The 16,905-nt window shown below is 71.0% G+C and carries 13 protein-coding genes and 1 pseudogene; 7 read left to right on the forward strand and 7 right to left on the reverse strand.

Annotation, left to right across the window (positions count from 1 at the left end; translation table 11 throughout):
- Positions 1-477 precede the first annotated feature (477 nt).
- The 3 genes from mpl to BLV01_RS20005 are packed head-to-tail and all read right to left on the reverse strand — an operon-like array spanning position 478 to position 2,838.
- A complete protein-coding gene (gene mpl, locus BLV01_RS20000) occupies positions 478-1,842 on the reverse strand; it encodes a UDP-N-acetylmuramate:L-alanyl-gamma-D-glutamyl-meso-diaminopimelate ligase (RefSeq protein ID WP_091804172.1) in 1,365 nt (454 codons plus the stop codon).
- Positions 1,839-2,243, reverse strand: a complete 405-nt coding sequence (locus BLV01_RS25725) for a hypothetical protein (RefSeq protein WP_139178909.1) — start codon at positions 2,241-2,243, stop codon at positions 1,839-1,841. Before BLV01_RS25725 ends, mpl begins: the two co-directional genes overlap by 4 nt.
- A gap of 16 nt (positions 2,244-2,259) precedes the next feature.
- The gene (locus BLV01_RS20005; protein ID WP_091804175.1) at positions 2,260-2,838 is read right to left on the reverse strand and encodes an adenylate kinase; all 579 of its coding nucleotides are present in this window, start codon (positions 2,836-2,838) and stop codon (positions 2,260-2,262) included.
- 196 nt (positions 2,839-3,034) lie between these two features.
- Here BLV01_RS20005 and BLV01_RS20010 point away from each other — a divergent pair, with 196 nt between their 5' ends.
- From BLV01_RS20010 to BLV01_RS20025, 4 genes are all read left to right on the forward strand, one after another.
- The gene (locus BLV01_RS20010) at positions 3,035-4,327 is read left to right on the forward strand and encodes a 6-phosphofructokinase (RefSeq protein WP_091804178.1); all 1,293 of its coding nucleotides are present in this window, start codon (positions 3,035-3,037) and stop codon (positions 4,325-4,327) included.
- A gap of 13 nt (positions 4,328-4,340) precedes the next feature.
- The gene (locus BLV01_RS20015) at positions 4,341-5,198 is read left to right on the forward strand and encodes an AraC family transcriptional regulator (protein WP_091804180.1); all 858 of its coding nucleotides are present in this window, start codon (positions 4,341-4,343) and stop codon (positions 5,196-5,198) included.
- Between the two features lie 233 nt (positions 5,199-5,431).
- Complete coding sequence (locus BLV01_RS20020) at positions 5,432-5,890, forward strand: VOC family protein (protein WP_091804183.1); 459 nt, start codon at positions 5,432-5,434, stop codon at positions 5,888-5,890.
- Positions 5,891-6,201: 311 nt separating this feature from the next.
- A complete protein-coding gene (locus BLV01_RS20025) occupies positions 6,202-7,011 on the forward strand; it encodes a hypothetical protein (RefSeq protein WP_091804186.1) in 810 nt (269 codons plus the stop codon).
- Between the two features lie 106 nt (positions 7,012-7,117).
- Here BLV01_RS20025 and BLV01_RS20030 read toward each other — a convergent pair whose 3' ends face one another.
- Positions 7,118-7,648: a hypothetical protein gene (locus tag BLV01_RS20030; RefSeq protein WP_175486134.1), complete on the reverse strand. Its 531-nt coding sequence runs from the start codon at positions 7,646-7,648 to the stop codon at positions 7,118-7,120.
- A 746-nt stretch (positions 7,649-8,394) separates the two neighbouring features.
- Between BLV01_RS20030 and BLV01_RS20035 the strand changes: the two are divergent.
- The 3 genes and pseudogenes from BLV01_RS20035 to BLV01_RS20040 all read left to right on the forward strand — a co-directional run.
- A pseudogene (locus BLV01_RS20035) lies at positions 8,395-10,419 on the forward strand (sodium-translocating pyrophosphatase); the annotation flags it as partial.
- 156 nt (positions 10,420-10,575) lie between these two features.
- Positions 10,576-10,896: an OmpA family protein gene (locus BLV01_RS26960; protein WP_254782708.1), complete on the forward strand. Its 321-nt coding sequence runs from the start codon at positions 10,576-10,578 to the stop codon at positions 10,894-10,896.
- Between the two features lie 183 nt (positions 10,897-11,079).
- Positions 11,080-12,006 carry an alpha/beta hydrolase family protein gene (locus tag BLV01_RS20040; RefSeq protein WP_217633548.1) on the forward strand — a complete coding sequence of 309 codons (927 nt, stop codon included), beginning with the start codon at positions 11,080-11,082 and terminating at the stop codon, positions 12,004-12,006.
- A gap of 333 nt (positions 12,007-12,339) precedes the next feature.
- Here BLV01_RS20040 and BLV01_RS20045 read toward each other — a convergent pair whose 3' ends face one another.
- The 3 genes from BLV01_RS20045 to BLV01_RS20055 form a co-directional block, all read right to left on the reverse strand.
- Positions 12,340-12,924, reverse strand: a complete 585-nt coding sequence (locus BLV01_RS20045; protein ID WP_091804195.1) for a hypothetical protein — start codon at positions 12,922-12,924, stop codon at positions 12,340-12,342.
- A 155-nt stretch (positions 12,925-13,079) separates the two neighbouring features.
- Positions 13,080-14,702, reverse strand: coding sequence for a M91 family zinc metallopeptidase (locus tag BLV01_RS20050; protein ID WP_175486136.1), 1,623 nt, complete (start codon positions 14,700-14,702; stop codon positions 13,080-13,082).
- 335 nt (positions 14,703-15,037) lie between these two features.
- Complete coding sequence (locus tag BLV01_RS20055) at positions 15,038-16,573, reverse strand: M91 family zinc metallopeptidase (RefSeq protein WP_091804200.1); 1,536 nt, start codon at positions 16,571-16,573, stop codon at positions 15,038-15,040.
- Positions 16,574-16,905: the final 332 nt, after the last annotated feature.

The raw sequence follows: 16,905 nt of genomic DNA on the forward strand, positions 1-16,905 counted from the left end.
GCGGCCGGGTCACTTTCTTTGTCCAAAGCAACAAAGAAAGTAACCAAAGAAAGTGCTTTTTCCTGTTTCGAATCAAGAGCCACTATGGCTCACAGCGGCGCAGGGCCGCGCCATAAGGGGCATCCTGCCCCATGGCGCACGTGCGCATCCATGCGCACGCCCTCCGGGGCTGCGAGCATGTTCTTCGCGTGAAGTTGCGTCCGAGCGAACAGCAACGGCAACGGCAACGGCAACGGCAAAATGGATTCTGGCGTTCGCAGGAATGGCGGCGGTTGGAATTCGGCGTAGGTGATTCGACGTGGTCGCGGCTCGCGCCGCTCCTACAGTCGGAAGTGTGTCGGCCGAAGCCTTTGCAGGAGCAACGCGGGCCGCGGGCGCATTGCCGCACGGCTGCGTCAAACACTCCACCTCGCTCGCCCGCTCCAGGCCCGTCCATTCGCCGCGCGAACGTGCGCGGCGGCGGCCCTCGCAATCGTCTCAGCCTTCGCGCAAGGCCGCGAAAAACCGTCGCGGCGCGCCGTCGAAACCGCCGTTGGACATGAATACCACGTGGTCGCCCGCACGTACGCGTTCGCGCAAGGCCGCGATCAGCGCGTCGGCGTCGGCCACCGCCACGCCTTCGCCGCGCAGGCCGGCGACGACCTTGCCGGCGTCCCAGGCCAGTTCCGGGCGGTGCAGGAACACCACCGCGTCGGCTTCGCGCAGCGACGGCGCCAGGGCCTCGGCGTGCGCGCCCAGGCGCATGGAGTTGCTGCGCGGCTCCATCGCCACCACGATGCGCGCCGCGCCCACGCGCGCGCGCAAACCCGACAGCGTGGTCTCGATCGCGGTCGGATGATGGGCGAAGTCGTCGTAGACGGTGACGCCGGCGGCCTCGCCGATCAGTTCCAGGCGGCGCTTGACGCTGCGGAAGTTCGCCAGCGCCGGCAACACCGAGGCCACCTCGACGCCGACCGCGTTCGCTGCGGCCAGCGCCGCCAGCGCGTTCATCACGTTGTGGCGGCCCAGCAGCGGCCAACGCGCTTCGCCGATCTCCACGCCGCGATGCAGCACCGCGAACGCGCTGCCGTCGGCTTCGATCAGGCGTGCGCTCCACTCGTAATCGCCGCCGTCCAGGCCGAAGCGCTCGACCGGCGTCCAGCAACCCATCGCCAGCACTTCGGCCAGGCGCGCGTCCTCGCCGTTGACGATCAGGCGGCCGCGTCGCGGCACGGTGCGCACCAGATGGTGGAACTGGCGCTGGATCGCGGCGACGTCGGGGAAGATGTCGGCGTGGTCGTATTCGAGGTTGTTGAGGATCGCCACCAGCGGCCGGTAGTGGACGAACTTGCTGCGCTTGTCGAAGAACGCGGTGTCGTATTCGTCGGCCTCGACCACGAACTCGCGGCCCGCGCCGATGCGCGCGGAGGCGCCGAAGTCCTCGGCCACGCCGCCGATCAGGAAACCCGGCGCGCGGCCGGCGGCTTCCAGCAGCCAGGTCAGGATCGTGGTGGTGGTGGTCTTGCCGTGGGTGCCGGCGACCGCCAGGGTGTCGCGGCCCGGCAGCACCCGCTCGCTGAGCCACTGCGCGCCGGAGGTGTAGCGGCGGCCGTCGTCGAGCACCTGCTCCACCGCCGGGTTGCCGCGCGAGAGCGCGTTGCCGACCACGATCTCGTCGCAGTCGGCGGAGATGTTTTCCGGCGAGTAGCCCTGGCGCAGGGCGATGCCGAGGCGTTCGAGCTGGGTCGACATCGGCGGGTACACCGCCTGGTCGCTGCCTTCCACGTCGTGGCCGAGTTCGCGCGCGAGCGCGGCGACGCCGCCCATGAAGGTGCCGGCAATGCCCAAGATATGGAGTTTCATTCGGAGATACGCTGAAAATCGATTACAAAAGAATCGCCGTCGAAATCGACGACACGCCCTGTTACTTCAGGCTTGGTGTGGAATTTCTTGCGCACCGCACTGGCATCGCGACCGGCATCGATCTGCTCGCGGGACACAGGGGTCGCAACGACCAGGCGCACCGGTAAAGACGATGCAACCGCTTGGGCAAGATGCTCTTTGAGCAAACGGTTGCCCGATTCGTTACCGGCCCAGCGCGACAGGCGATCGCGGTAGCGCAGCGTGCCCGCGTCGGGCCTGTCGAAATACAGGCTCCAGCAACTGATCACCAGCGCGCCGTCCTCGGCCAGGGCCGAGACCGCCCATTGCGGATTCGGAAGCTTCGCGCCGAACGACGCGAAGCACTCCGTAAACGACTTCACGAATCGGCCGACCGGCTCAACCCACCGTCGGCGCCGGTTCCAGCGCCTCGACGATGCGGGTGAACACCTCGTCCAGCGAGCCGACGCCGTCGACCACGGTCAGGCGGCCGTGCTGGCGGTAGTACTCGATCACCGGCGCGGTGACGTCGTCGTACACCTTCAGGCGGGTGCGCACGGCTTCGGGGCTGTCGTCGATGCGGCCCTGCTCGGCGGCGCGGCCGGCGATGCGCTGGACCAGCAGGTCGGTCGGCACTTCCAGCTGCACGGCGAAGTCCATCGGCTGGCCGATGCGCTTGAGCAGCGCGTCGAGCGCGTCGGCCTGGGCCAGGTTGCGCGGGTAGCCGTCGAGGATGAAGCCGCCGTGGGTGTCCGGACGCGAGAAGCGGTCCTCGAGCATGCCCAGCAGGATTTCGTCGCTGACCAGGTTGCCGGCGTCCATCACCGCCTTGGCTTCCAGGCCCAGCTTGGTGCCGGCGGCGACTTCGCCGCGCAGCAGGTCGCCGGTGGAAATGTGCGGCACCTGCAGGTGGTCCTTGAGACGTGCGGCTTGCGTGCCCTTGCCCGAACCGGGCGCGCCCAGAAGTACCAATCGCATCTACATCGCTCCTAGAACAGATGAAACCTTGGCGGCCGTCGCATCGCGGCGGTCCCGGAGCCCTGCGGCCGCCCGCCGGGCCTCGCCGCGGGCTGGCCTGAACGAGAGGCGGCGCTACACTCGAAGCGGCCTGCCACCCGCCGGGCGGAATATTGCGGCCAGCTTACCGCAAACCGGCGCCAATCCTGGAATCCCCATGCCGACTGCCAAAACCGCCAGAAAATCTCCTGGCAAACCCACCGGAAACCTGCTTTACGCCCAATCCGGCGGTGTGACCGCCGTCATCAACGCCACCGCCGCGGGGGTCATCGAGGCCGCCCGGGCGCGCAAGGTCCGGGTCCTGGCCGCCCGCAACGGCATCCTCGGCGCGCTGCGCGAGGAGCTGATCGACACCTCCAAGGAGTCGGCCGCGGCGATCCGCGCGCTCGGCCACACCCCCGGCGGCGCGTTCGGTTCGTGCCGGCTCAAGCTCAAGGCCCTGGACGCCGACCGCGCCCGCTACGAGCGCCTGCTGGCGGTGTTGCAGGCCCACGACGTGCGCTGGTTCCTCTACAACGGCGGCAACGACTCGGCCGACACCGCGCTCAAGGTCTCGCAGCTGGCGGCCGAGTACGGCTACCCGCTGACCTGCGTGGGCGTGCCCAAGACGGTCGACAACGACCTCGCCGTCACCGACTGCTGCCCGGGCTTCGGCTCGGCCGCCAAGTACACCGCGGTGTCGGTGCGCGAGGCCGCGCTCGACGTGGCGGCGATGGCCGAGACCTCGACCAAGGTGTTCGTCTACGAGGCGATGGGCCGCCACGCCGGCTGGCTGGCCGCGGCCGCCGGCCTGGCCGGCGCCGATGCCGACGCGGCGCCGCACCTGATCCTGTTCCCCGAGCGCCCGTTCGTGGAGGCCGACTTCTTCGCCAAGGTCAAGGCGACGGTCGAACGCGTGGGTTACTGCGTGGTGGTCGCCAGCGAAGGCATCCAGACCGCCGACGGCCGCTTCGTCGCCGACGCCGGCGGCGGCAAGGATTCCTTCGGCCACACCCAGCTCGGCGGCGTCGCCTCGCACCTGGCCGGGCGGGTCAAGGACGCGCTCGGCTACAAGGTGCATTGGGCCCTGCCCGACTACCTGCAGCGCTCGGCCCGCCACTTGGCCTCCAAGACCGACGTCGAGCAGGCGCGCGCGGTCGGCAAGGCGGCGGTGGAGTACGCGCTCAAGGGCATGAACTCGGTGATGCCGGCGATCGTGCGCAGCTCCGACGCGCCGTACCGCTGGAAGATCGAAGCGGTGCCGCTGAGCAAGGTCGCCAACCACGAGAAGAAGATGCCGGCCGGCTTCATCCGCAAGGACGGCTACGGCATCACCGCGGCGGCGCGCAAATACCTGGAGCCGCTGATCCGCGGCGAGGCGCCGCCGCCGTACGGGCGCGACGGCCTGCCGCAGTACGTGACGCTCAAGAACGTGGCGGTGAAGGCGAAGCTGCCGCCGTTCGAGGGCTGAGGGACGCGCGGCGGTGTCCGCGGGCGCGCCGTGGCGGCCGCAGTTGCGGCCCTGGATCGAGACGGTCTGGGCCTGCGCGCGGCCGCGCGCGCGGCCGGCGCATGCGCGCGAGCACTCGCTGCCCAGCGGCGCCGCGCACCTGGCGCTGCGCCTGGACGGGCCGCCGCTGCGCACCTACGCCGACGCCGACGACGCGCGCGGCCGGGTCCATGGCCCGGCCGTCCTCGCCGGCGCGCGCGCCGGTTACTGCATCAAGGACACCTCGCAGCCGGCCGCCTCGGTCGGCGCGGTGCTGCGGCCGGGCGCGGCACTGGCCCTGTTCGGGGTGTCGGCGGCGGAGCTGGAAGGCCGTTACGTCGGCTTGGACGAGTTGTGCGGCGCCGGCGTCGCCGCCGAGTTGTACGAACGGCTGGCGGCGACGGCCGCCCCGGTGCTGCGGCGCCGCGCGTTCGAGGCGTTCCTGCAGGCGCGGCTGCGGCCGGTGCGCGGGCTGGACCCGCAGATCGTGCGCGCGGTGCGCCAGCTCGAAGGCGTGGCCGCGCCGCTGCGCGAGGACGACGACGGCCGCGTCGCCGCCCTGGTCGCGGCCAGCGGGCGCAGCCACCGCCGCTTCATCGCCGGCTTCCGCGACGCCGCCGGGCTGAGCCCGAAACGCTATGCGCGGGTGCACCGGTTCAAGCGCCTGCTGGGCGCGCTGGCGGCGACGCCGCGGCCGGACTGGGCGCAGCTGGCGCTGGACGGCGGGTATTTCGACCAATCGCACCTGATCCGCGAGTTCCGCGAATTCGCCGGGGTGTCGCCGCGCGCGTACCTGGCCGCCGCGGCGGCCTCGCCGCATCATTTGCCGATCGACGATCCGCAGCCTCGGTAGGTGCGGCGCGAGCCGCGACCGCGATAGCGCGCTTACCACGCGCCTGCCGCGAGCTGCACCGAACGGCGGACGACCTCGATTCCAGGCTTGCGCCGCGAACGGCCGCGGCGCGGTCGCGGCTCGCGCCGCTCCTACAGGGGCGAACCCACTTGCGGCGCGGCGGGGTAAATTTCGTCCAATACGCAACGGCGCCGGCGCGCCCACGCTGCGCCCACCTCATCCCGGAGCCCGCCATGGCCGTGCACGAACTGTTTTCCTATCTCTGCGTCGGCGACGCCCAGGCCGCGGTCGGGTTCTATTGCAAGGTGTTCGATGCGACCGAGAAGTTCCGCCTGGTCGAACCCGGCGGCCGCATCGGCCATGTCGAGCTCGACCTGGGCGGCACCACCTTGATGCTGTGCGAGGAATTCCCCGAGGTCGACATCCGCCGCCCGGTCGCCGGCGCCGGCCACAGCCACACCCTGCACCTGCACGTGGACGACGCCGACGACGTGGTCGCCCGCGCGGTCGCCGCCGGCGCGCAGTTGGCGATGGCGCCGCGCGATCATTTCTACGGCGAGCGCTCGGGCACGGTGATCGACCCGTTCGGCCATCGCTGGAACATCGGCCACAGCATCGAGGCGCTGGAACCCGACGAGATGCAGCGCCGCTACGACCGCGACCCCGGCTGCGGCGACGCGGCCGGCGACTGAGCCGGCCGCCTGCGGGTTCGCCCGCGCACGGCCGGGCGAACCGCCCGGCCGCTTCGCCGGTCGCCCCGCCGACCGCGCGCGCCTGCGGCCGGGACGCGGCGGCGCCCGTCGCCTGCGCCGCGGCGTCCCCCGCCGCGGCCGGCGCCGCGTTTATCTGTGCGCGGCGTCGCCAATGTCCGGCGCCGCGCCGCGAACCAACCGAAAAACGTTGAACCGCCCACCCGATTGCGGCAATCTGCCGCCGCAAGCGTTCATGCGGGGCGCACGGACGCAACGCTTTACAGGCTTTAGGCCATTACAGGGAGTCCTTCATGAAAGGCAGGTTTCTGGTTCCGTTGATGCTGCTGGTCCCTTCCGTCTCGGCCGTCGCCGGCCAGTGCGAAGACAATTTCACCAAGAAGGGCAATCCGCTCTCGGGGCAGGAGTACTTCACCTCGGTGCAGGTCAACGGCCTGTCGACCGCCAGCGCCATCGGCCAGGTCCGCAACAACGGCATCGGCCAGAACATGGTCGTGCTCGACGAGGACCTCAGCGCCGGCACCCTGGTGCTGGAGCAGCCGTCCTCGACCCTGCACCGCCCGCTGCCGGTCCAGGTCACCGCCGACAACGCCGGCACCGTCACCATCTCGCTGAAGCTGCGCAAGGGCTCGTTCGGCGGCGCCAACGAGATCAAGAAGTCGATGTGCGACCTGATCGGTTCGCTCAAGCCGGGCAAGACCGCGCCGCCGCGCTCGGCCGCGCCCAAGCCGCTGCCGATCCAGATCAGCGCGCAGCAGCTGGCCCAGGAGATCGACGCCCAGGCCAAGGAAAACGCCGCGGTCATCGCCGACCGCTACAAGGGCCGCCAGTACACGGTCAAGGGCGTCAACGCCGGCGTCAGCGACGGCAAGAGCGGCCGCTACTACGTGACCTTCCAGACCGGCGGCTCGCTGCTGCCGGGCCTGGTGGAGAGCGATAGCAAGCTGTTCGACACCCGCGTGCGCTGCGAACTGCAGCCCAGCCAGAAGGCCTACGCGCTGACCCTGCGCGCCAACGAGCGCATCCAGCTCACCGGCACCTTCCGCGAGTACAACGCCGAAGACTTCGTGGTCGAGCTCAACGACTGCGTGGGCGTCAAGTAAGCCGCGCCCGGCAACTGGCGCGGACCTGAGCGTCCGCGCCGCCGGCGCAAAAAGCGAAAGGGCCGCGCGAGCGGCCCTTTCGTCGTTTCCGGCGTCGCCGCGGCGCTCAGCCGCCGCAGGCCTTGCCCTCGATCGTCATCGAAGCGGCGAACATCGGCACCGCGGCCAGCTTGGCCGCTTCGGCGCGGGCCTTCTCGTCCTGCAGGTACAGCCGCGCGCGGCCTTGCGCGTCGAGTTCCGGCGGCGCCACCGCGGCCGGCTTGCGCCATACCCGCACCACCGCCTGCTGCTGCGGGCAGGCCGCGCTGGGCACGCGGATCAGGTCGTTGAACTTCCAGCCCGCGGCTTCCGACGGCCGCGCCTTGGCCGCGTCGACGAAGCGCGCGCGCGGCTGGCAGTTGGGGCTGCTGCGGACCACCGCGAACTTGTAGGGCTCGGCGGCCTGGCCGGTGAAGGCGCCTTCCAGACGCGCGCAGGCCTCGGGAATCTGGCGCAGTGTGTGGACGCTGCCGGCCGGCTGCGCCGGAACGGCGCCGGAACGCTGGATCTCGGGGACCGGATCGGCCGCGAACGCGGCCGGGGACACGAATGCGGCGAGCGCCATGGCGGCGCCGAACGCGGGAAGAAGTCTGCGCATGGCGGCTCCTGATTGCGGGGCCGGGGCAGCCTCGCACGCAACGGCTGAACCGCCACTTCACCCTCGCCTGCCGGTTGGGCGGAACCAAGCGGGAGTCCGGGGCCACGCCGCATCGGAGACAAGAGCATCGGGCCTGAAGGAGCATCGGGCCTGAAGGCCCTCCCACAACCGCCGCGCTCCCTGTGGGACGGCCTTCAGGCCCGATGCCTTCCGCTCAACTCGCTGCGTCGTACCGGAAACAAAAGCCTCGGAACTGAAACCCCTCCCAAAACCGCCGCGCTCCCTGTAGGAGGGCCTTCAAGCCCGACGCCCTCCGCTCAAGTCGCCGCGTCGCACCGCAAACGAAAGCCTAGGGGCTAAAGTCCCTCCCACCACCGCCGCGCCCGGCGCAAACGATGCGGCTGCGCAACATGCCGGCGTCGTCGATGCGGCGCGCGGCGCCGCCAACCTCGCCGCCGTCAAGCGCGCGTGACGGCTGGGCGGACCGCCGGCGCAAGGGTTCCGTGACTTCGTTCGCAGCCCGGCCGCACGCCGCGCGATGCGCGCCGCCGGCGCCGCCGCAGCGGTTCCTCCGGCCCATCCCCTATGCGATAGTCGCCGCATGCCGCGTCCGCAACGCGGCATCGCTGCGATGCAACACGCGCCGCGCACAACGCGATCCGCGGAACACCGGTCCACGACCGTACGCGGCACAAGTCGAATCCGTTGTCCCGTGATGTCCACTTTTCCACTTGGGGAGGGGTTTCATGCTGGAGCAGTACGGTTTGATTCTGGCGCTAGGCTGCGCCGTCATCGCGATTCTCTACGGAATCGTGTCCGCGCGCTGGATCAGCGCACAACCCGCCGGCAACGAACGCATGCAGCAGATCGCCGGCGCGATCCAGGAAGGCGCACGCGCCTATCTCAACCGCCAATACACCACCATCGGCATCGCCGGCGCGGTGCTGTTCGTGCTGATCGGACTGTTCCTCAACTGGCATACCGCGATCGGCTTCCTGCTCGGCGCGGTGCTCTCCGGCGCGGCCGGCTACATCGGCATGAACGTGTCGGTGCGCGCCAACGTGCGCACCGCCGAGGCCGCGCGCAAGGGCATGGGCCCGGCGATGGACGTCGCCTTCCGCGGCGGCGCGATCACCGGCATGTTGGTGGTCGGCCTGGGCCTGCTCGGCGTGGCCGGCTACTGGCTGGTGCTGGCCAAGCTCGGCGTCACCGGCGAGAAGGCGCTGCACGCGCTGGTCGGCCTGGCGTTCGGCTCCTCGCTGATCTCGATCTTCGCGCGCCTGGGCGGCGGCATCTTCACCAAGGGCGCGGACGTCGGCGCGGACCTCGTCGGCAAGGTCGAGGCCGGCATCCCCGAGGACGACCCGCGCAACCCGGCGGTGATCGCCGACAACGTCGGCGACAACGTCGGCGACTGCGCCGGCATGGCCGCCGACCTGTTCGAGACCTACGCGGTCACGGTGATCGCGACGATGCTGCTCGGCGGGCTGATGGCGAGCACGGTCGGCGCCAACGGCGTGCTGTACCCGCTGGTGCTCGGCGGCGTGTCGATCATCGCCTCGATCATCGGCGCGTTCTTCGTCAAGGTGAAGGCCGGCGGCTCGATCATGGGCGCGCTGTACAAGGGCGTGATCGTGTCGGCGGTGCTGGCGGCGATCGCGTTCTACCCGATCACCACCGAATTGATGCGCGACACCAGCGTCGGCGCGATGAACCTGTACTGGTGCGCGCTGATCGGCCTGGTCCTGACCGGCGCGATCGTGTGGATCACCGAGTACTACACCGGTACCCAGTACAGCCCGGTCAAGCACGTCGCCCAGGCGTCCACCACCGGCCACGGCACCAACATCATCGCCGGCCTGGGCGTGTCGATGAAGTCGACCGCGCTGCCGGTGATCGCGGTGTGCCTGGCGATCTGGGGCGCGCATGCGCTGGGCGGGTTGTACGGCATCGCCATCGCCGCGACCTCGATGCTGTCGATGGCCGGCATGATCGTCGCGCTGGACGCGTACGGCCCGATCACCGACAACGCCGGCGGCATCGCCGAAATGGCCGAGCTGCCGCCGGAGATCCGCGACATCACCGATCCGCTCGACGCGGTCGGCAACACCACCAAGGCGGTGACCAAGGGCTACGCCATCGGCTCGGCCGCGCTGGCCGCGCTGGTGCTGTTCGCCGACTACACCCACAACCTGCAGACCGCGCATCCGGGCAAGGTGTTCGCCTTCGACCTGTCCGACCACATGGTCATCATCGGCCTGCTGATCGGCGGCCTGATCCCGTACCTGTTCGGCGCGATGGCGATGGAAGCCGTCGGCCGCGCCGCCGGCGCGGTGGTCGAGGAAGTGCGGCGCCAGTTCCGCGACATCCCCGGGATCATGGAAGGCACCGGCAAGCCGCAGTACGACAAAGCGGTGGACATGCTGACCAAGTCGGCGATCAAGGAAATGATCGTGCCCTCGCTGCTGCCGGTCGCGGTGCCGGTGGTGGTCGGCCTGCTGCTCGGGCCGAAGGCGCTGGGCGGTTTGCTGATCGGCACCATCGTCACCGGCATCTTCGTGGCGATCTCGATGACCACCGGCGGCGGCGCCTGGGACAACGCCAAGAAGTACATCGAGGACGGCCACCACGGCGGCAAGGGCTCGGAAGCGCACAAGGCCGCGGTCACCGGCGACACCGTCGGCGACCCGTACAAGGACACCGCCGGCCCGGCGATCAATCCGCTGATCAAGATCATCAACATCGTCGCGCTGCTGCTGGTGCCGTTGCTGCCGGTGGGCGATGCGACCAGCGCCTCGGTCGAGGCGACGCCGCCCGCGGTGACGGCTCCGGCGCAGGGCGGTTCCGACATCGGCTCCGGGCTGAGCCGTGCGGCCGACGGCGACGCGGGCGCGAACGCGGGCGCCACTGCGAGCGCCGACATGACCATGGCCGCCAGCGATCACGCCAAGCTCTACTTCGATCTGGGCTCCTCGCAGTTGCCCGCCACCGCCGCCGGCGACCTCGCCGGCGTGCTCGCGGCGCTCAACGCCAGGGGCGACAGCAAGGCGCGCATCTCCGGCTTCCACGACGAGTCCGGCGGCGCCGCGACCAATGCCGAGATCGCCAAGCAGCGCGCGCAGGCGGTCAAGCAGTGGCTGCAGGAACAAGGCATCGCCAGCGAACGCATCGAGATGGACAAGCCGGCGGTGACCGAGGGCGGCGGCGACGCCAGCGAAGCGCGGCGGGTCGAGGTCAGCGTCGAGTAACCCGACGCCCGCAGCGACAGAGAAAACGGCGGCCCGCGGGCCGCCGTTTTCGTTGCGGCGTCGGTTGCCGTTCCGATCCGGCCTCGCGCCCCCGCGCCCGCCGGCGCCGGCATTCGCGCGGCGAGCGCGCCGGCCCGGTTTGCCGCACACTGGCGGCCCGCTCATGTGCAAGGACCGCCGCCGATGCGCGCGTTGCCGCTGTTGCCGCTGTTGTTGTTCGCCGCCCTCGCCGCCTGCTCGCGGCCGTTGCCCACCGATGGCGGCGACGATCTCGCCGCCGCACGCGCGGCCCACCCCACCCAACTGCGCGAACGCGCCCGCGACGGCAGCCCGGCGCTCGCGCCGCCGCCGCAGGTCCTGCAGCTCGTGCGCTACCGCGCCGACGGCGGCGAACTGGCCGCCTACCAGACGCCACGCCCGGACGTCGCCGGCAAGCGCCCGGCGATCGTCTGGCTCACCGGCGGCGACAGCAACACCCTCGGCGACGTGTGGACCGCGCAGCCGCGCGACAACGACCAGACCGCGGCCGCGTTCCGCGACGCCGGGCTGGTGGTCATGTATCCCTCGCTGCGCGGCGGCAACGACAACCCCGGCGTGCGCGAAGGCTTCTACGGCGAAGTGAACGACGTGCTCGCCGCCGCCGATTACCTCGCCAAGCTCGACTACGTCGACCCGCAGCGCATCTACCTCGGCGGCCACAGCACCGGCGGGACCCTGGCGCTGCTGGTCGCGCAGAGCGACGCGCGCTTCCGTGCGGTGTTCGCGTTCGGCCCGGTCGCCGACGTGTCCGGCTATGGCGAGCGCTACGTGCCGGTGGCGCAGGACGACGAACAGGAGATCCGCCTGCGCTCGCCCGGCTACTGGCTGGCCTCGATCCGCAGCCCGGTGTACGCCTTCGAAGGCGACCACGACGCCAACACCGAGGACCTGGAGGCGATGCGCAAGGCCAGCGCCAACCCGCTCGCGCACTGGTACGTCGTGCCGCGCGCGAACCACTTCAGCGTGCTGGCGCCGACCAACGAACTGATCGCGCGCAAGATCCAGGCCGACAGCGGGCCGCGCACCACGATCGCGTTCGACGCGGCCGAACTGCAAGGCCTGGTGCGTTGAGGCGGAACGAAAAGCGTCGGGGCTGAAGCCCCTCCCACAAAAACAGGCGATCCGGTGAGAGGGCCTTCAGGCCCGATGCTTTCCGCTCAGGTCGCTGCACCGCGTCGGAAACAAAAGCGTCGGGGCTCAAGCCCCTCCCACAACAGCCGCGCGCTCCATGTGGGAGGGCCTTCAAGCCCGATACTTTCCGCTCAGGTCGCTTCGCCGCCTCGGAAACAAAAAGCGTCGGGGCTCAAGCCCCTCCCACAAAATCCGGGCCACGCCGCCCCTGTGGGAGGGCCTTCAGGCCCGACGCTTTCCGCTCAGGTCGCGCCGCGGTATCGGAAGCGGCCCTCAAGCCTCGAACGCGCCCTTGGCCACGTCGAACCACGGCGTGCACAGCATCTGTTGCGCATCGGCGGCCGAGAACGGCGCGCTCCACACTTCGCCGTCGGCGGTCTTGGCCGGCGCATCGAAGAACGAGGCTTCGAACGGCATCACGCCCACGCACCAGCGCAGGCGCTTGGGCTCGGCCTCGCTCCATATCTGGGTCTGGAACGCGCCCGCCAGGGTCGCTCCCGGCGCGACCTTGGCCGCCAACGGCGTCGGCGGCGACGTCGGCGCGGGATCGGGCAGCGGCATCGCGGCATGCAGAATCTCGACGTCGCCGTTCTGTTCGACGAAACCGGGCTGCCCGATCGCGCCGAGCTTCTGCCGGCCGATCCGCACCTGGTGCAGGTCGCCGCGGTCGAACACCGCCAACGGCGGCGCCGCCGCCGGGTTGTGCAGGCGGTAGTCGATCCGGGCGAGGCGCGACGACGCGCGATAGTCGAACCGGACCTCGATGCGCACGCCGTTCGGGCCTTGGATCGTGGTCTCGGCGCCCGCGGCCTGCCGCGCCGATGCGGCGGGGGCGGTCGGAGGTGCGGCTGGTTTCATCTTGGGCTCCGCGGAAGAAGGAGGGCGGGCCTGCGTGCAGCCCGAAGCGGACAGCGCCGCCACCACGGTCAATGCCGCCGAGGCCAGGCGCACGGCCGCGGCCAGCCCCACGCGCGGGCCGGCAAGCGTGTGCGGGCGGCGAACCGAGGCGGCCGTCATCGCGACGGCCCCGCGCGGACCGGCGCATCGGGCTGCGGCGCCTGCGCGGGCGCTTCGCTCGCCTGCGTCCGGACCTGCGCAGCCAGCGCCTCCCGGTCCGCGGCGACGACCGCTTCGGCACGCAACGTCTGGCCCGGCTCGGCGCTGGTCGCGGCCTGCGTCAGGCGGCGGAACTCGCCGCGATCGCCGGCCTGCGCCGCGCCGATCATGCGGTCCAGCGTGCCGCCCGGATCCTCGTGCAGCGAGGTGCGCCCGCCCGCGGGGGCGGGTGCGATGCGGTAACTGGTGCGATCGTCGAAACCCAATTCGCGGCGCATTCCGTTTTCGGTCAACGGCAACGGGTTGGCCGTGGTCGGCGCGGTGCGCGGGTTGCGATCGAAATCGTAGGCCGCGCCGCTGTTGGCCAGGCCTACCGCCTGACGCTCGCGGTTGTTGATGCCCGCCTGGACGACGCCGCCGACGGTATGCGGGCCGTCGAGGCCGCTGCCGGTGTAGGTGCCCTGCTGGAAGGTACCGGTGACTCCGTTGTAGGCGTGCGAGAGCTCGTGGTAGAGGATCACGCCCGGGGTCGGGAACTGCGCGTCGTAGTACGACGGGTTGTAACGCACCTCGACGTCGCCGCCGCGGCCCGGCCGGCCGTCGGCGCGGATGAAGGCATCGCCCTGGGGCGTGGTGCGGGCGAAGCCGTTCTGTTCGTTCTCCAGTTCGCGGATGGTGACCTGGTTGCCGCGGGTACGCGAGGCCTCGTCCAGCGCCGTCAGCATTTGCCGGCCGTTGGGCGATCCGCGCAGGAACTCGATGTCGGCCTCGACCCGCTGGCGGAACGCGGCGGAACCTTCCACCCGGATCGACAGGCCCAGGTTGGGATCGACGCGTCCGTCGCGGACCAGATCCACCGACTGCCGCTCCTGCACGCTGTCGCGGCCGGCGCCCGGGTACAGGCGGTCGCCGTGCTCATTGCCGTCGAGCCGGTCGTTGCCGCGGCCGCCGGCCAGGATGTCGCGCCCCTGCCCGCCCTGGATGCGGTCGTCGCCGCGCCCGCCGTCGAGATAGTCGCGGCCGCGGTTGCCGATGAGTTCGTCGTTGCCGTCGCCGCCGTAGATCACGTCGTCGCCGGCGCCGCCGTTGATGCGGTCGTTGCCGCCGTTGCCGAATACGTAATCGCGGCCGCCGGCGGTGTAGATGCGGTCGTCGCCAAGGCCGCCATCGACCCGGTCGTTGCCGGCGCCAGTGGTGATGCGGTCGTTGCCGGCGCCGCCGTTCACGTCCATGGTCACCGCGACATCGGCGCGGGCGTGGACGATGTCGTTGCCGGCGCCGCTGCGCACCGCCAGTTCCTGGCCCGGCGCCAGGGTCAACGCGTAGCGGGTGCCGTTGATGCTGACGTCGAGGCGGCCGTTGCGCCCGTTCGCCACCTGGATGTTGTCGTCGCCCGCGCCGGTGCTCAGCACCAGCTGGTCCTGGCCGGGAACGCGCACGGGGCGGTTGTTGCGGTCGTAGTGGGTCTCGATCGTGGTTTCGCGCGTGATCGACACATCCCCGCGCTGGAACAGCACGTCGTAGTGGATGGGCTTGCCGTCGGCGGTGGTGCGGCCGACCACGGGCGGACCGCTGCGCACATGCGTGCCATCGATCGGTATGGGCCTCGCCTGCTCCGCCATCGTCATTCTCCCCAGGCCGAATCGTTGGAACCGAATCCTTTCGGCCAGCCCGTCGCGGGGCTGGCATCGATCCCGGTATTACGCCGGCGTTGCGACGGTGTCAAACCGATTCGGCAGCGCAGCGGCCCGTACTACCGCCGCGCTCACATCGGTGGCGTACGGAAGGCATAGTGAATGCGCGCGATCCCATTCACCCTTTGCGGGAGCGCTCCGATCCACGGCCGTCGCGCGCGTCGGCGACCCCTCCGGCATCCTCCTCCCGAGCGTTGCGATGCGGCCGCGTGGCGGAGACGTTACAGGCTATAGCTCGGCCGATCCGGCAGGCCCAGTTCGGCGCGCATCCCGTTCTCGGTGAGATGGTCGGGGTTGGCCGTGGTCTTGGGCGTGGCCGGGTCGCCGTCGAAGTCGTAGGCCGGCGCGCTGGTCTCCAGGCCCACCGCCTGGCGCTCGGCGTTGGGCACGCGGCCGCTGTCCGGGCCGCTGCCGACGTAGGTGCCGGGCTGGAAGGTGCCGGTGACGCCGTTATAGGCGTGCGACATCTCGTGGTAGAGCACGCCCACCGGGGCCGGGAACGCGTCCATGTGGAACGAGGGGTTGTAGCTGATCTGCACGTCGCCGCCGCGGCCCGGCCGGCCGTTGGCGATGTCGGCGTCGTTGCTGAAGGTCTGGGCGTAGCCGTTCTCTTCGTTGGCCAGTTCCTTGATGGTCACCGAGTTGCCGCGTGCGGCGGCCTTGTCGAACTCGGCGAGCATGCGCTGGCCGTTCGGCGAGGCGCGCAGGAACTCGATCTCGGCGCCGACGCGCTGCTTGAACGCGTCGGAGCCTTCGATGGTCACGCCCTTGGCCGCGCCGATCTCGACATTGACTACGGTGTTGCGCGCGCCGCTGGCGGCGTTGATGAGGTCGACCGCGCGCTGGGCGTAGACGGTGTCGGTGCCGGACTGGTTGTCGACGCTGTCGCGGCCGTCGCCGGTGTAGACCGCATCGTCGCCCTCGCCGCCGCGCAGCAGGTCGGCGCCGAGGCCGCCGGAGAGCATGTCGTGGCCGCCGCCGCCGTCGAGTTCGTCGTTGCCGCTGCCGCCTTCCAGGAAGTCGGTGCCGGCGCCGCCGAGCAGGCGGTCGGCGCCGTCGCCGCCGTAGACCACGTCGTCGCCGTTGCCGGCGTCGAGGACGTCGTCGCCGCTGTTGCCGAACACGTCGTCGCGGCCGTCGCCGGTGCCGATGCGGTCGTTGCCCAGGCCGCCGTCGACGCGGTCGTTGCCGGCGCCGGTCGTCACCGTATCGTCTCCGGCGCCGGCATCGACCACGATATTGACCTTGACGTTGGGCGCGACGGTAATGGTGTCGGCGCCGTCGCCGCTGCGGATGGTCAGCTCCTGGTTCTCGGTCAGGCGCACCGCGTAGCTCTCGCCGTTGACGCCGATGTCCAGGGTGCCGTCGTCGCGCTGGGTGACGTCGACCTTGTCGTTCTTGGCGCCGGTGGTCAGCACGATCTGGTCGGCGCTGACGTACTGGCGGCCGCCGCCGGCGTCGGCCAGGGTGCGCTCGCGCGCGATCGAGACCTCGGCGCCGTCGTGCAGCGGATCGACCTGCACCGGCTTGCCGTCGGGCGTGCTGGTCTGGGTGCGCTGCTGCGGATTGGTCGCGCTGCCGTCGATCTCGACCGTGCCGTCGGCGGCCAGGCGCGCGGTCGGTTCGATCGCCGCGGTCTGCAGCAGGGTCATCGGCTCGGGCGTCACCTGCCGGTTCGGGTCGGAGGCGGCCGGGTTGTCCCAGTAGGCATCGGCCTGCGGCGGCGCGGAACGGGTGGCGTCGAGCTGTACGGACATGGCGGACCTGCGCGGGTAGGAGTACGAGGCTCCCTAGATACGCACAGGTATGGCCGCGTCCAAGCTAGCGCCGACCCCAGCTAGGGTCGGCCCCAGGCCGGCGGCGGCACGATCGGGAGCGGGCTGCGCGCTTGGGGGGCCTCAGCTCCGACGCGTTCGGCTCAGGTCGCCTGGCGGCGGACGCCGGGTCCTGCGCCGGCTCGCTGACGTCCAGCCGCAGGTAGCGCGCCCCGGTCGGGGCGATGGCGTGGCCGCGCCCGGACTGGGGCCTGCCCCAGGGGCCGGACGCCGCGCGTGCTGCATCGCAGCAGCCGGACGCGTAAAATGGCCGG

The sequence above is a fragment of the Lysobacter sp. yr284 genome, from assembly GCF_900107375.1.
GTDB lineage: Bacteria > Pseudomonadota > Gammaproteobacteria > Xanthomonadales > Xanthomonadaceae > Lysobacter.

What these genes read in the sequence shown, in the direction of transcription:
- mpl (WP_091804172.1), bottom strand. Translation starts at nt 1,842, where the DNA reads ATGAAACTCCATATCTTGGGCATTGCCGGCACCTTCATGGGCGGCGTC.
- BLV01_RS20005 (WP_091804175.1), bottom strand. Translation starts at nt 2,838, where the DNA reads ATGCGATTGGTACTTCTGGGCGCGCCCGGTTCGGGCAAGGGCACGCAA.
- BLV01_RS20010 (WP_091804178.1), top strand. Translation starts at nt 3,035, where the DNA reads ATGCCGACTGCCAAAACCGCCAGAAAATCTCCTGGCAAACCCACCGGA.
- BLV01_RS20020 (WP_091804183.1), top strand. Translation starts at nt 5,432, where the DNA reads ATGGCCGTGCACGAACTGTTTTCCTATCTCTGCGTCGGCGACGCCCAG.
- BLV01_RS20025 (WP_091804186.1), top strand. Translation starts at nt 6,202, where the DNA reads ATGAAAGGCAGGTTTCTGGTTCCGTTGATGCTGCTGGTCCCTTCCGTC.
- BLV01_RS20030 (WP_175486134.1), bottom strand. Translation starts at nt 7,648, where the DNA reads ATGCGCAGACTTCTTCCCGCGTTCGGCGCCGCCATGGCGCTCGCCGCA.
- BLV01_RS26960 (WP_254782708.1), top strand. Translation starts at nt 10,576, where the DNA reads ATGGCCGCCAGCGATCACGCCAAGCTCTACTTCGATCTGGGCTCCTCG.
- BLV01_RS20040 (WP_217633548.1), top strand. Translation starts at nt 11,080, where the DNA reads ATGCGCGCGTTGCCGCTGTTGCCGCTGTTGTTGTTCGCCGCCCTCGCC.
- BLV01_RS20045 (WP_091804195.1), bottom strand. Translation starts at nt 12,924, where the DNA reads ATGAAACCAGCCGCACCTCCGACCGCCCCCGCCGCATCGGCGCGGCAG.
- BLV01_RS20055 (WP_091804200.1), bottom strand. Translation starts at nt 16,573, where the DNA reads ATGTCCGTACAGCTCGACGCCACCCGTTCCGCGCCGCCGCAGGCCGAT.